The sequence below is a fragment of the Pseudomonas sp. LS1212 genome, from assembly GCF_024741815.1.
Lineage (GTDB): Bacteria > Pseudomonadota > Gammaproteobacteria > Pseudomonadales > Pseudomonadaceae > Aquipseudomonas.
On record NZ_CP102951.1, the window covers coordinates 2,554,208 to 2,564,902 of the forward strand.

Here is a 10,695-nt window from a genome sequence, read left to right on the forward strand (position 1 = left end):
CGAACCCTGTACTTGCCGTCAAGGCATGCGTGTGTGCAGGTTTGAGCGAACACAGAAGATTTAAAGTTTCTGTTTAATCTGTGATGAATTCGCCGGTAAACAGTTGTAGGAAGTTATTGGAAAATTCCTAGGATGTCGCAATTAAAAGACGACCACTCCTGACGGGAGTGGTTTGCCCGGTTACGCGTACTTGGCGCGTTGTTCGGCGATCCCTGTTTGCTGCCAAACGTTAATCTGTGTCGCGCTACTTGGCCGTGCCGAGCGTGACCGTCATTGAATGTCAGGTAAAAGCTATGAGCACGACTCACGATCAGGCCATGAAAAACGTATACCACCAGGTATTGCAGCGGATGCTCAGCTATTTCTCCATTGCGCAGAAAACTTCATTGCAACTGTTGATCCAGCGACTGATCGTGGCCGCCGGAGGGATCGAGCGTATTGGCGGGTTCAGAGTCATGCTGGCTTACGGGGGTGGCAAGGACAGCTCCCACGCGCTGGCATTCCTGCGCGCTGCACAATTGAGCATCGCGGCCCGTGCGCCGGATACCTTCGACCTGCGCGTGGCAACCTGTCGCCACGCAGGCATCACCTCTGCGGTGATGGAGAACATCCAGCGTAGCTATCGTGCCTTGTTCGCCGATGACGACCCCCGGGTTGAAGTGCTGATGGTCGATGATTGCCAGATATTGCCTTTTGACGCCGATGCACGCCTTTCAACGGCCACCTGTAAATCCAATCGCATGGACTTGCTGATGGCCGGTCATCTGACCGGCGGCCAGGCACGCGCCTCGTTTTGCAATAGCTGCTATTTGTCCCTGGCGGATTTCTATCGACGCATCATGGCCTGGGAAGGCGGCGTCGACCTGGTAGTGGGCGCCGACCTGCCGTCCGAGCAGGCAAGGTACCTGGCCTGGGGCAGGAGTACCTTGCGTGACGCCGGGTTGTTGCGCACCGAGGCAGCCCCCCGGCACGGGGCCTTGCTGGAGCAATTCGAGCCCTTGGGGCATGAATATTATCGGCAACTCCACGGCGAGAATCATATCGGCGCGGCCCCTTTACCCAGTCTGCCGATAGAACCGCGCTTTTTGTCGATTCATGACCTGGTTCATGTGCCCAACCCGGCGAAAAGCACATTGCTCACCGAGTTTCTCGGGTTCCGGTACGCCGACCTTGCGTTCGCCTTCAGTGAATCCGATTGTGCCAATCCCTTGTTGATGGCCCATATGCGTGGGCTGCGTGCCCAGTTCCTGCAGAACCGCAGTTATCGCGAGGGCATCGACGAGTACCTGCAACTGGCCGAGGCCATGATGCGACGCAAGCGCATGCCCGCCGAACTGATCGAGCAGGCCCTGGCTGCCTACCGGGGCGAGGCTGGCTTGAAACAGCGGCGCCAGTTGGCGACCGATTTTGCGCAACAAGCCTATGGCTTGAGCGAGGTACAACTGGTTTGCCTGCTGCACGCGCCCTTCGTCAGCCAGGGGCGGGACCTGGAAGCTTTTCTACGCCACTGTCATCCAGGCATGCTGGTCGCATTGCCGTATCTGCACAAGGCGCTGCAGGGCAAGGCTTCGCCTGAGCCGGTGATGCAGTGGCTGGTGGATATCAGCGGTTTGCCGCAAGAGGCGCTGCAGCGTTTGTACCGCATGCAAAGGGCGGACGGGCTCGACCGTAGTTCGCTGATTGCCCGTGTGCGTGCCAGTGACCCGGACAAGTGCCGCATCAAGGCGCATGACCCGCGCACTGGAAAAACGGCCTTCGAGCTTGTCTGCGGTCGCTGATGAACAGGCAACGGAAAACGGGTTTCGCCTACCAGGCGGTCTATCGCTACCTATCGACCCTGGTCAACGAAGTCGCACCCGGAACGCGGAAAAAACTGCCGTCATTGCGTGATTTGTCCCGGCGCTTGAAAGTGTCCATTTCAACCATTCAATACGCCTATTCCTTGCTGGAAAGCGAAGGGCGGATCTATTCGGTCGCCAAATCCGGGTATTTCGCCATGCCGCCCGGTAGCCGGGGCGTCTGTCAGAATGAAAAGGACATGCTGCAGACGATGCAGTATTACGCCAATCGGCCGGACATGCTGGTGTTGAGTCGCGTCGAGCCGACGGCGTTGATGTCGCTGGACAACCCGCTGTTGATGCTCGAGCGCGAACTGCTGCGACAGAATCCGCGCTGGCAGGGCAGTATCCGGCAACCTTGCGGCGAGCTTGAATTGCGTGCAGCCCTGGCGGCACGTTACACCCGCTCGGCGCAGCACTATTGGTGCGCCGATGACGTTTACATCGGCGTCGATGTACGGGCGGTGCTGGAGATCATGTTGAGCGCGCTCGAGCTGCGCGGCAGTACCGTGCTGGTTTCGTCGCCGTGCTCCTGGATGATTCTGCGGGTATTGCAGGCCGCTGGCCTGCGCATTATCGAAGTACCGCTTTGCCAGGCCGGTCGCCTGGACCTGGAACAGTTCAAGCGGTTGCTGCGCAGCGAACCGGTGCGGCTGGTGTTGCTGTGTTCGGGCGTGAGTTCGCCCCAGGGCAGCCTGATGCCCGAATCGGACAAGCGCGCCATTGCCCGGCTGTTGGAGCTTCATGGGGCATGGCTGCTGGAAAACGATCTGGATGGCGAGTTCTGTTTTGGCGACGAGCCGGGGCAGAAACTGCGTGATCTGGTCAATCCCGATCGCTTGCTGGTGTTTTCTTCGCTCGAGAAGATCGTCGGCCCCGAAGCCCCCTACGGTTATCTGCTGTCCCGGCATTTCAGCGCGCAACTGCAGCGGCACTTTCTGTTGCGTTCATTTCGCATGCCCCCCATTCGCCAGCGGGCCATCGCCCGCTTGTATCGCAAGGGCCGGATAGACCTTCACCTGCAGCAATTGCGGCGCTACCTGCAAGAATGCCTGTATGGCCTGGCCCGGCAACTCCAGGAGCATCTGGGTGAACAACTGCATCTGAGCTTGCCCATGGGCGGTGCCGGGCTCTGGACCCGGGTCGTGGAGCCAGTGGAGCCACGGCGGGTATTCGAGCGCTTGCTCGAGCGCAGGATAGTCATCGCCCCGGGGGAAATTTTCAGTTTGCAGGGGTTGCACCGGCAATATTTTCGCCTCGGTTTCCCGCAGGACGGTCGTCAGGATCTCACTTGGGCGCTCCAGGCCATTAGTGAGGTGCTGCGCCAGGAACGCCTGGAGTGAGCAAAATCCGAGGCCTCGAATCGTTCCATTTTTGAGACTCTTCAGCTCAGTCTGGCGACTACCGAAGGCAAAATTCAGGAACTACTGTGTATCTCCCGCCCCATTGGCGCCGACATTCAGTCGCACCGATGGAACACTGGAGAGGGCGCAGGCCTGAGCTTATCGACCGCCTGCCCTCGCTGATACACGAGGAGATGGAAATGAGCGCTTCCGTTAACGCAGCGTATGAATCCCCTACAGGCCACGTGGATAGCGGGTTTCAGCGGATCGTGTCATTCGTCGTACCACGGACAGATACCACGGTTCGGCACAGGGCTTGCAGCGATGCAGGCCCTTGGCGTTTCGGGTCGGGGTTACGTTGGGGTCACGACACCGCTTCGATCAAGCGCACGATATCGGGCTGCCCTCGGTGTTCGGCCTGCCACAAATCATAGGCCGCCTGCATGGCCACTGGCGCACAACAAAAAAGCCCCCACCGCTTCGATGGGGGCGATACAGCGGATACGATTACTTGCGCTGTGAATCAAGCACTTCCTTGTTATTCACCACATCTTGCGCCTTCATGTAACTTTCGATCAGCAGTTGGTAGGCCGGGAAAATTTTGGTGTAAACCTCAGCCCATTGCTGAGCATCGTCTCGGTTCCAGGTTTTTTGCAGCTCAGAAGCGACTGCGCCCGTATCCATCGGTACTACACCAGCCTGGACCACACGAGCGAGCGTAATTTCCTGCGCCATCTTGGTGTAGGTGCCCGAGGCATCCACCACGACGAAGACCTGATAACCGTCATGGACGGCGCTGATGGCGGGGAAGGCCATGCACACGCTGGTGATGGTGCCGGCAATGATAAGTTGCTTCTTGCCAGTGGCTTTCACTGCGGCCACGAAATCCGGATTGTCCCAGGCATTGATCTCACCCTTGCGCGCCACGTACTGGGCGTGAGGAGCATTTTCATGAATCTCGGGGATCAGGGGGCCGTTCGGGCCTTGCGGTACGGAGGCAGTGGTGATGACCGGAATCTTGGCTAGCGTTGCCATCTTGGCCAGTGCCGCAGCGCGCAGGCGTAGCTCGGGCATCGGCATATCGCCCACTGTCTGGAACAGACCACTCTGGTGATCGATCAGCAGCATGACGGCGTTGGATGGGTCAATGGCAGGTCTCTGGTTGTTAAAGTTAGCAGGCGTGCTCATGGGGACTCTCCTCGGATGGGATGGCGACGATCAGGCCGCCGAAAAAACCCTCATAGCGTCATGACGCCATGAAGGAACTCAATGGGCGATTTGTCCAAAGCGCCCGCTGTTGAAATCGTTGATCGCCTGAACGATCTCGTCTTGCGTGTTCATGACGAAGGGGCACACCAACACGTAGGCTACAATCACAGGGCGCCGATTTCCCATTTGCAGGGGCGCTCGCCAAGTACCTGCTAAGTGTGGAGATACCAAAATGCTCATCGCCATCATCATCGACCAAGAAAGCCTAGACGCATTTGTCCATCCTGCCCTTGACCTTGTGAGCGGGTGCCTCATCGAACTGGAAGCACCAGTGCAACTGGAGTTGTTCCCTACGCAAAATCTGCCGCAGCATAGCCCTGCGATTGATCCGGATTTCACCTAGCGCGGTTTCCGGAAGCGTTGCCCATTGATCGTGATCGACGGTGCCGGGCTGGGCCGGACAGGACCGGGGCCACACTGCTCGGCACTCGAACCAACGTAGTTTGTCAGGTTGGCTTCCTTGGTCTGCCGAATCAGTCTCTGGTCGGCGCGCTCTTCATCGGTCAGTGGTAGCTCACTGGCCCAACGTTCGCGCTCGGGGTCAGGCATGGGTTCAGGGGGTAGCAAGGGCATGGCATCAGGACGCTGCCAGTGCGGGTCACAGGCTTGCTGCGGTGTCGGCTGGACATCGATGGCGGGCTCTTGGTCCTTGCGCGCGTACGCGGCTTTGGACAAAGCGAAAGCAATCCTGCGAGCGGCTTCAAATTCAGTGTCGATGTTGATCTGCACATTGGTCTGGATATCGACGGCATCATCGCGTGCCATCGGCGGCATCAACCGCGACAGGCAGTCGCGGATGAAGGCTTCGGGTTTGGTCTTGGCGTAGTCGAGGAGAAAGGCTGCACCGCCCATGGCTTGGTACACCGCCAAGATGTCATTGGCGATTTCGCCGCCGATTAATTGCCGCTGGTTTTTATCCAAGCTGCCTTTAACCCTGCCGCCAGATTTGACGCAACCGGGTTTTCGACCACGGGTTGCCATTTATTCCACCGCCTCATCCAGTGTCACATCCATCCATTGCAGCTTGCCGGTGGTGTCGTATTTGAACCCTGCCTTGCCAGAACTGGGCGGCTGCTCGGGCTGCTCTTTTAGCCATTCAGCGAGCGCCATGACCAGTACGCGGGCTTCGGCTACGGGATCGCCGTCAAAAGTAAGGGTTGCCATTGCTCGATCTCCTATTGCGGTATACCCAACTGGTAAGGGTTCGGTCCAGCGTCAGGGGTAGGCGGTGGCACTGTGGGCGGTCTGATTTCCTTCATGCCAATGACTTTACCGGCACCGTCGCGGACGGCTTGCAATACCGCACCGTTGTTGTATTTCACCTGAAAAATCTGCCCCGCCGAATCGCGGACGAACTGCATTTCGGGAACGAGTCTGGGCCCGGCGCCAGCGTTGGCTGGCGTGGGCGGTAGTGGAGCCGGTGCATTGAATTCCCGCATCATCCGTTCCGTATGGGACGATTGTTCCCGCTGCCTTTCCAGTTCTTTAGCAATACGCTCCGCCACACTTGCATCGATTAATTGCTGGATAGCCGTACCCAAACCCGAAACGTCCACAGGATCGGGGGCTTTATCCGGTAGCTCGATGCCGAGTTGCCGCGCCCGGTACAACAGGCGGCCGAGCGCGGGATGCGTACTTGCAGGCGCTGGTTCTTCCTTTCGCGGGGGCGGGGGCCGATTAAGGATATTGCTCATTTCAGTCGCGCCTGTGCAATCAAACCGCGCAGTTTGATTTCCTGCCCGCCGTGCAAAAACGGAAGGTTTAGCAAATCGTTAAATTTACGGATGAGTGTTTCGTCGCCACCGGCTGCCACCAACTCATCGCGGACTTGGCGACCTTCAAGGCAAAGGGGATGTGAAGCGGAAATGTTGTCCATGATTTTAACCTCTATATAAATTCACTTAGCCCAAGTTTTAAAACGCGGTTACTGCTTTGGGCCACAGCCGCGCCCGTCGTCGTTATACTCGTTAGCTTCAGCAGTTGAAGGCCAGCGAACTGGGCTGGGTCAAAGGCGACGACTCGATTAGCCGCTGCCTGAAAAACCAGAAAATCACCAGCGCTATTGCGCACCGGGAAAAAGCTGGTACTGCCATCCACATTGGTTTCAAAGCCAATACCAGCCGAGTCCCATGCCGTGGACATTTGAACGCAGCTAAGGGTCAGCCCGGTAACGTTGACGCTATCACTAACGCCAGATGCGGCTGTGGAAAGCGTCACCGTGGCAAATGTGCGGCTGGATGGTTTGGGGCGGATGGGTCTGGTTGCCATGATTCACCTCTTATCCCGAGCATCAATCAATACGCGATATCTCGCTTGCAGTTGCGGGTCAGCGAGATATTTTTTACGCTCGGTCTTCATCACGTTTTCGATTGCAGCGATCTCTTGGGCAATCGCACCGCCTGACGTGGGCAGGGAACCACTACCGATGGCGCTGTTAAACAAATGTTCGAGCACTTCCACACTGTTCAACATTGACCCTTGATTGCTGATCTGGCTCAAGTGCGCCTGATCCTTGGCCGGGAGATTGTTCAAATATTCCTGCGCCACTTGCAGATTCGATTCGTAGGAAGTGCCCCAACGCTTGCGCAAGGTGATTTCTGTATTCAGCTTGAGGCGTTCGTTACGCCGGTCGAGTTCGCGCCATTCGCCATCGGTCAACTGATCCTCATAAGAAGGGGGTGCGCTTCCTTGCGCCGGAGCACTGCCTCCAACTTGTTGCGCATTAATCCGTCGCGTCGCCTCCGACACCCACCAGCAGCAGTCCTGAACCATCTTCGCGCTAAAGTTGTGGTCGTGGGCGAAATCGGCGAAGGCTTGGAAAATCGGGTCGGACTTATGCTCGAAAAGGTTATAGCGGTGGCGTTGCCGTTGTGGCCGTGGCGGATTAGCGAGTGCATCCTGATACCATTGAATGGCTTGCTGGATATGCCGCGCATTGTGCTGAAGCTGGGAAAAATCCGAGAGAAAAACAGCACTCAGCTGTCCGATTGCGGCCTGCACTTGTTGGGCAGTTACACCGGGGGGGGCTGCTTGCCCAAAGATCGTTTGGCCGCCTTGAAAGTCGGCAACCTCCCTTGGTGACAACAGGTCAACGTCGGTTGTTCCCCACGAATCAGGTTGTATGGGCGCCAGCGGGGACGGTGCGACAGGCGCTAGCTCGCCGCCGCTATCATAAAGCTCAATGTCAGTGCTCATAGTAATTCAGCCTTCAGTTTCTGTAGCTTGACTAGCCGCAATTCCTCACGCAAAAGCCTTAGCGGCTTCCGGCAAAGCGAGTGGACGTTTTGCCCTTCGACCCACTCGCCGTTGTCGTCAAGCTCAGGCACCAGATCAAGCTCGACCTCTTCGTACAAGTTGCAGAACTGGCAGGTGTGCGCCCCCCAGACATAGCGGGGGAGTTTTTTCACGGTTAAATCGACGACGCGGATGTAGGGGTCGAAGTGAGAGTAAAACAGGGCAATGCCCATACCAAGGAGCACATAGCGGAAATGCGTGCTTTGAATCGTCACCAGCGCGTCCTTGGCTTTGACGGCGCGCAGGAATTGTTTTGGCGAGTACATTCCGGTCTTGCCTTTGAAGCGGGCGACGATTATGTGTAAGAGTTCGGTTTCTGCTGCGGTCATGACTTAGCCCTCGCCACAAGGTCGCGCATCAAGCCCCAAGGTCTGGAGCATTGCCGGTGGAGCATGACACCGGGGATCGGGTTATTATAAATGTCCAGTTCTGGTTTTAATGCCTCCATGACTCCACGTTCATCTTGAAGGCAATAAGCACAGCAGTCAGGGCTGGGTGGCCGTTTAGCCAATAAGCGTTTGGCTACTTCAGGATCAGCAGTAACTGCCAAGCAGATCAAACGCCATGATTGAGTTCTATCTGCTGATCGCCACAGTGCAGTTTCGTAAGTCACTTCTAATGTCCGTTGGGTTTCTTCCTTGCGTATAAATACGCTGATCTGGTCGGCATCTGGCGCAGCCTCACCAATAGAGTAAGCTATTAATTCTATTAGCTTTTCCAGACTGCCACGGAAGGCAATGTAAAACTTTGCGCAATAGGCGGTATGGGCGAGCACTATCAGTTGATCTTCAAGTTTCATGGTCGATCACCGCAGCGTTGCTGAATCTAACAGTTCGGCTAATGCAGCATCGCGGGAAGGTTTACCGCGTACCATCATTACATTGTCAGCCAGTCGCGTTACACACCACTGGCACTCCTGATCTGGCCCTCGGTAGTCAATTGAAAAGCCGGGTGGAAGGCCTTCAGTGCTGGTGAGAAGTGCTGGTAATGGATAGAAGTGCAGTAACTGCATAGTGCAAAACCCGCGTCCGGCATCGACCACTAACAGTTCGGCATAGCCGCTGCGATCTTCATAAATCACGTTGACTCTATCGAAGGGTCTGAATTGATCGGATACCACACTCCAAAGCCCTGATTGCAGCAGCCTTTCCTTTGAAGTGTTGCGCGGCACCACTGCGGACCAAACGTTGTTCCGGCTCTCGTTGAACGTAATAGCGCTGCGGTACAACGGGATGATCTTTTCCGCTGGGGCTTCTGCGGTTTCAGTGCTGGGGCTGTTGGCCATGTTGGGTATCTCCAAAGTCAGGTGTATTTGGTATTTTGACTTCAGCATGAACCGGCATGGCAGCAGATGTGCGGCTTGTTAGTTAGAACCCTTTAAACTCATAGGCAACTCGACGAACGGTTTGGATATCCGGTGCGTCAAGCCCATTCAGTTCATAAAACTTCATCAGGATACTGGTCCAGCCACAGCGGTTTTTGTCTACAAGTGCAGCCCGCTTTCTGCGAATCACGTCTTCGATGTGCGCCTCGATCAAGGCAGTGCGGAAGTCACGGGCAAGCCGGGCCTTCCTGTTGCCAATGGCCTGGAGTCGCTGGAGTTCCACCTGCGCCCGCTGCCAAGCCAATAGAGGCGCACGGGCCTCGTCGGAGCAGAGTTCCATCTGCCTGTCCAAACCCCACTCAACCAGTAAAGACAGGGCTTTCTGGTCGCCCTTCTGCGCCTTGTCGATCAGGCGACGAATTTCAGTGTGTGTCAGTTTCACATCTACCTCCTCAAGCCCCAAGCGGGCAGCAGGATCATTTCTGGGCGCCTTTCTCTATCTAGGAGCTAGGGGTAGTAGCGCTCACCATGTTGTTGCGTCTCTTAGCGCATCCTGCGAGGTCGGCCACCTAAACCCTTACGTCTTTCCGATATAAAAAAACAGCTTTCACATAACCGTCTATGGGGGTTTTCAGGCCTCCATGTAGCCCGGTTGTAACCCCATCGGCACCGAACCGCTCTACCACAGGGTTTTTATGGCCGGAATCAGCGGATCAAAGATCCGTTTAGGGGTTCTTTCAGGTCATGGTGGACCTGTTTCGAGTGCCCGCGTTCCGCTGTATATCCATCCATCATTTACCCTCTCTTCGTGGTAGGAATCAGCCCTGTTACCACAACCATCATTCACCGCGTCCAGTGTTTATAGGCTTGTCTGCCTTCAGATGCGCTGCTTGGAGAGCAGGCATATGTGTTTTTAGAGCCCGCAATGACGCCGCATGAACTCCAAGGCGTCGTCCACCTGCTCGATGGTCACTTCACACAACAGGTTGACGTGCCTATGCAGAAAAAACGCTCGCTGCGAGTGAGGCATCCGCCGCAACTGCGGCGCAAGCGCGACAGCCGTACGGGTTATGACGGCAAGGTTGGGGAACTCGGGACGCGGGTTGAACAAATGGTTTTCTTCGCACCGGGCACGCACAAAAGCTTGATGCATATCGTCGGGGGCGTCATTTCTCAAGTAAGTCACCCCATCCATAAAGTCTCCGCCCGGTTTGTCCGTTAAAGCTTTAAGTGCTTCGTATAATTTTCCGCTCATAAAGCTGCCTACCTTGGGCGTTCGGCCCGTCATAACGGTAATCTGCTAATTTTCTATTTCTCTATGTCCGCCTTACTGTTTTCACTACTAGCGCGCAATAACCGCATTAGCAATTGCGCAACAGTTTCACCCGGCAGGCGTGCAGCTAATAAAGCCTCTGCATCTGCCATATCCAGATATGCGGCAATGCGTTTTTGTCCTAGTGCTTTACGGCGCAGGCGGAATACACGCTGCTTGCGGGCGTTCCGGTTCACCGTCCCCTTCAACTCGACCCATCCCTGTTGCAACAAACGGTCAAGGTCGCCGGGGCCGACTTCTCGGCATTGGCTCGGGTGCGCCAGCTTTGTTCCTGTTTTCATCACTACCTCCAGC

At 56.4% G+C, this 10,695-nt stretch carries 17 protein-coding genes and 1 pseudogene; 5 read left to right on the forward strand and 13 right to left on the reverse strand.

Features of this window, described 5'->3' with window-relative positions; genetic code table 11:
• Positions 1 to 293 precede the first annotated feature (293 nt).
• The gene (locus NVV94_RS12090) at positions 294 to 1,778 is read left to right on the forward strand and encodes a hypothetical protein (protein ID WP_258447357.1); all 1,485 of its coding nucleotides are present in this window, start codon (positions 294 to 296) and stop codon (positions 1,776 to 1,778) included.
• On the forward strand, positions 1,778 to 3,181 hold the full coding sequence (locus NVV94_RS12095) for a PLP-dependent aminotransferase family protein (RefSeq protein ID WP_258447358.1): 1,404 nt from the start codon (positions 1,778 to 1,780) through the stop codon (positions 3,179 to 3,181). Before NVV94_RS12090 ends, NVV94_RS12095 begins: the two co-directional genes overlap by 1 nt.
• A 507-nt stretch (positions 3,182 to 3,688) precedes the next feature.
• Here the strand turns inward: NVV94_RS12095 and NVV94_RS12100 are convergent.
• Both NVV94_RS12100 and NVV94_RS26880 read right to left on the reverse strand, forming a co-directional pair.
• Positions 3,689 to 4,369 carry a hydrolase gene (locus NVV94_RS12100; RefSeq protein WP_258447359.1) on the reverse strand — a complete coding sequence of 227 codons (681 nt, stop codon included), beginning with the start codon at positions 4,367 to 4,369 and terminating at the stop codon, positions 3,689 to 3,691.
• Positions 4,370 to 4,447: 78 nt separating this feature from the next.
• A complete protein-coding gene (locus NVV94_RS26880; RefSeq protein ID WP_408733467.1) occupies positions 4,448 to 4,705 on the reverse strand; it encodes a pirin-like C-terminal cupin domain-containing protein in 258 nt (85 codons plus the stop codon).
• On the opposite strand from NVV94_RS26880, the gene NVV94_RS12105 reads away from it, so the two are divergent.
• Positions 4,623 to 4,793, forward strand: coding sequence for a hypothetical protein (locus NVV94_RS12105; protein ID WP_258447360.1), 171 nt, complete (start codon positions 4,623 to 4,625; stop codon positions 4,791 to 4,793). The two genes, NVV94_RS26880 and NVV94_RS12105, sit on opposite strands and share 83 nt — an antisense overlap.
• Here NVV94_RS12105 and NVV94_RS12110 read toward each other — a convergent pair.
• Genes NVV94_RS12110 through NVV94_RS12150 form a run of 9 tightly spaced genes read right to left on the reverse strand, consistent with a single transcriptional unit; the run spans position 4,790 to position 9,029 of the window.
• Positions 4,790 to 5,431: a hypothetical protein gene (locus NVV94_RS12110; RefSeq protein WP_258447361.1), complete on the reverse strand. Its 642-nt coding sequence runs from the start codon at positions 5,429 to 5,431 to the stop codon at positions 4,790 to 4,792. The two genes, NVV94_RS12105 and NVV94_RS12110, sit on opposite strands and share 4 nt — an antisense overlap.
• Positions 5,432 to 5,614, reverse strand: a complete 183-nt coding sequence (locus tag NVV94_RS12115) for a hypothetical protein (protein ID WP_258447362.1) — start codon at positions 5,612 to 5,614, stop codon at positions 5,432 to 5,434.
• An 11-nt stretch (positions 5,615 to 5,625) separates the two neighbouring features.
• Complete coding sequence (locus tag NVV94_RS12120; RefSeq protein WP_258447363.1) at positions 5,626 to 6,144, reverse strand: hypothetical protein; 519 nt, start codon at positions 6,142 to 6,144, stop codon at positions 5,626 to 5,628.
• Positions 6,141 to 6,326 (reverse strand): hypothetical protein, encoded by a 186-nt coding sequence (locus NVV94_RS12125; RefSeq protein WP_258447364.1) that lies wholly within the window; start codon positions 6,324 to 6,326, stop codon positions 6,141 to 6,143. Before NVV94_RS12125 ends, NVV94_RS12120 begins: the two co-directional genes overlap by 4 nt.
• 11 nt (positions 6,327 to 6,337) lie before the next feature.
• Positions 6,338 to 6,718: a hypothetical protein gene (locus tag NVV94_RS12130; RefSeq protein ID WP_258447365.1), complete on the reverse strand. Its 381-nt coding sequence runs from the start codon at positions 6,716 to 6,718 to the stop codon at positions 6,338 to 6,340.
• 3 nt (positions 6,719 to 6,721) lie between these two features.
• A complete protein-coding gene (locus NVV94_RS12135) occupies positions 6,722 to 7,645 on the reverse strand; it encodes a hypothetical protein (RefSeq protein WP_258447366.1) in 924 nt (307 codons plus the stop codon).
• Positions 7,642 to 8,073 (reverse strand): hypothetical protein, encoded by a 432-nt coding sequence (locus NVV94_RS12140; RefSeq protein ID WP_258447367.1) that lies wholly within the window; start codon positions 8,071 to 8,073, stop codon positions 7,642 to 7,644. Before NVV94_RS12140 ends, NVV94_RS12135 begins: the two co-directional genes overlap by 4 nt.
• A complete protein-coding gene (locus NVV94_RS12145) occupies positions 8,070 to 8,543 on the reverse strand; it encodes a hypothetical protein (RefSeq protein ID WP_258447368.1) in 474 nt (157 codons plus the stop codon). Before NVV94_RS12145 ends, NVV94_RS12140 begins: the two co-directional genes overlap by 4 nt.
• Positions 8,544 to 8,549: 6 nt before the next feature.
• A complete protein-coding gene (locus NVV94_RS12150) occupies positions 8,550 to 9,029 on the reverse strand; it encodes a hypothetical protein (RefSeq protein WP_258447369.1) in 480 nt (159 codons plus the stop codon).
• Between NVV94_RS12150 and NVV94_RS26885 the strand changes: the two are divergent.
• Positions 8,991 to 9,068, forward strand: a pseudogene (locus NVV94_RS26885) (hypothetical protein); the annotation flags it as partial. The gene NVV94_RS12150 and the pseudogene NVV94_RS26885 sit on opposite strands and share 39 nt — an antisense overlap.
• A gap of 43 nt (positions 9,069 to 9,111) precedes the next feature.
• Here NVV94_RS26885 and NVV94_RS12155 read toward each other — a convergent pair.
• Entirely contained in the window at positions 9,112 to 9,510 is a 399-nt protein-coding gene (locus tag NVV94_RS12155) for a hypothetical protein (RefSeq protein ID WP_258447370.1), read from the reverse strand.
• Between the two features lie 483 nt (positions 9,511 to 9,993).
• Between NVV94_RS12155 and NVV94_RS12160 the strand changes: the two genes are divergently transcribed.
• The gene (locus NVV94_RS12160; RefSeq protein WP_258447371.1) at positions 9,994 to 10,290 is read left to right on the forward strand and encodes a hypothetical protein; all 297 of its coding nucleotides are present in this window, start codon (positions 9,994 to 9,996) and stop codon (positions 10,288 to 10,290) included.
• An 86-nt stretch (positions 10,291 to 10,376) separates the two neighbouring features.
• Here the strand turns inward: NVV94_RS12160 and NVV94_RS12165 are convergent, their stop codons facing one another.
• On the reverse strand, positions 10,377 to 10,682 hold the full coding sequence (locus tag NVV94_RS12165) for a hypothetical protein (protein ID WP_258447372.1): 306 nt from the start codon (positions 10,680 to 10,682) through the stop codon (positions 10,377 to 10,379).
• Between the last annotated feature and the right edge of the window lie 13 nt (positions 10,683 to 10,695).

What these genes read in the sequence shown, in the direction of transcription:
- NVV94_RS12090 (WP_258447357.1), top strand. Translation starts at nt 294, where the DNA reads ATGAGCACGACTCACGATCAGGCCATGAAAAACGTATACCACCAGGTA.
- NVV94_RS12095 (WP_258447358.1), top strand. Translation starts at nt 1,778, where the DNA reads ATGAACAGGCAACGGAAAACGGGTTTCGCCTACCAGGCGGTCTATCGC.
- NVV94_RS12100 (WP_258447359.1), bottom strand. Translation starts at nt 4,369, where the DNA reads ATGAGCACGCCTGCTAACTTTAACAACCAGAGACCTGCCATTGACCCA.
- NVV94_RS12105 (WP_258447360.1), top strand. Translation starts at nt 4,623, where the DNA reads ATGCTCATCGCCATCATCATCGACCAAGAAAGCCTAGACGCATTTGTC.
- NVV94_RS26880 (WP_408733467.1), bottom strand. Translation starts at nt 4,705, where the DNA reads ATGAGGCACCCGCTCACAAGGTCAAGGGCAGGATGGACAAATGCGTCT.
- NVV94_RS12110 (WP_258447361.1), bottom strand. Translation starts at nt 5,431, where the DNA reads ATGGCAACCCGTGGTCGAAAACCCGGTTGCGTCAAATCTGGCGGCAGG.
- NVV94_RS12115 (WP_258447362.1), bottom strand. Translation starts at nt 5,614, where the DNA reads ATGGCAACCCTTACTTTTGACGGCGATCCCGTAGCCGAAGCCCGCGTA.
- NVV94_RS12120 (WP_258447363.1), bottom strand. Translation starts at nt 6,144, where the DNA reads ATGAGCAATATCCTTAATCGGCCCCCGCCCCCGCGAAAGGAAGAACCA.
- NVV94_RS12125 (WP_258447364.1), bottom strand. Translation starts at nt 6,326, where the DNA reads ATGGACAACATTTCCGCTTCACATCCCCTTTGCCTTGAAGGTCGCCAA.
- NVV94_RS12130 (WP_258447365.1), bottom strand. Translation starts at nt 6,718, where the DNA reads ATGGCAACCAGACCCATCCGCCCCAAACCATCCAGCCGCACATTTGCC.
- NVV94_RS12135 (WP_258447366.1), bottom strand. Translation starts at nt 7,645, where the DNA reads ATGAGCACTGACATTGAGCTTTATGATAGCGGCGGCGAGCTAGCGCCT.
- NVV94_RS12140 (WP_258447367.1), bottom strand. Translation starts at nt 8,073, where the DNA reads ATGACCGCAGCAGAAACCGAACTCTTACACATAATCGTCGCCCGCTTC.
- NVV94_RS12145 (WP_258447368.1), bottom strand. Translation starts at nt 8,543, where the DNA reads ATGAAACTTGAAGATCAACTGATAGTGCTCGCCCATACCGCCTATTGC.
- NVV94_RS12150 (WP_258447369.1), bottom strand. Translation starts at nt 9,029, where the DNA reads ATGGCCAACAGCCCCAGCACTGAAACCGCAGAAGCCCCAGCGGAAAAG.
- NVV94_RS12160 (WP_258447371.1), top strand. Translation starts at nt 9,994, where the DNA reads ATGACGCCGCATGAACTCCAAGGCGTCGTCCACCTGCTCGATGGTCAC.
- NVV94_RS12165 (WP_258447372.1), bottom strand. Translation starts at nt 10,682, where the DNA reads ATGAAAACAGGAACAAAGCTGGCGCACCCGAGCCAATGCCGAGAAGTC.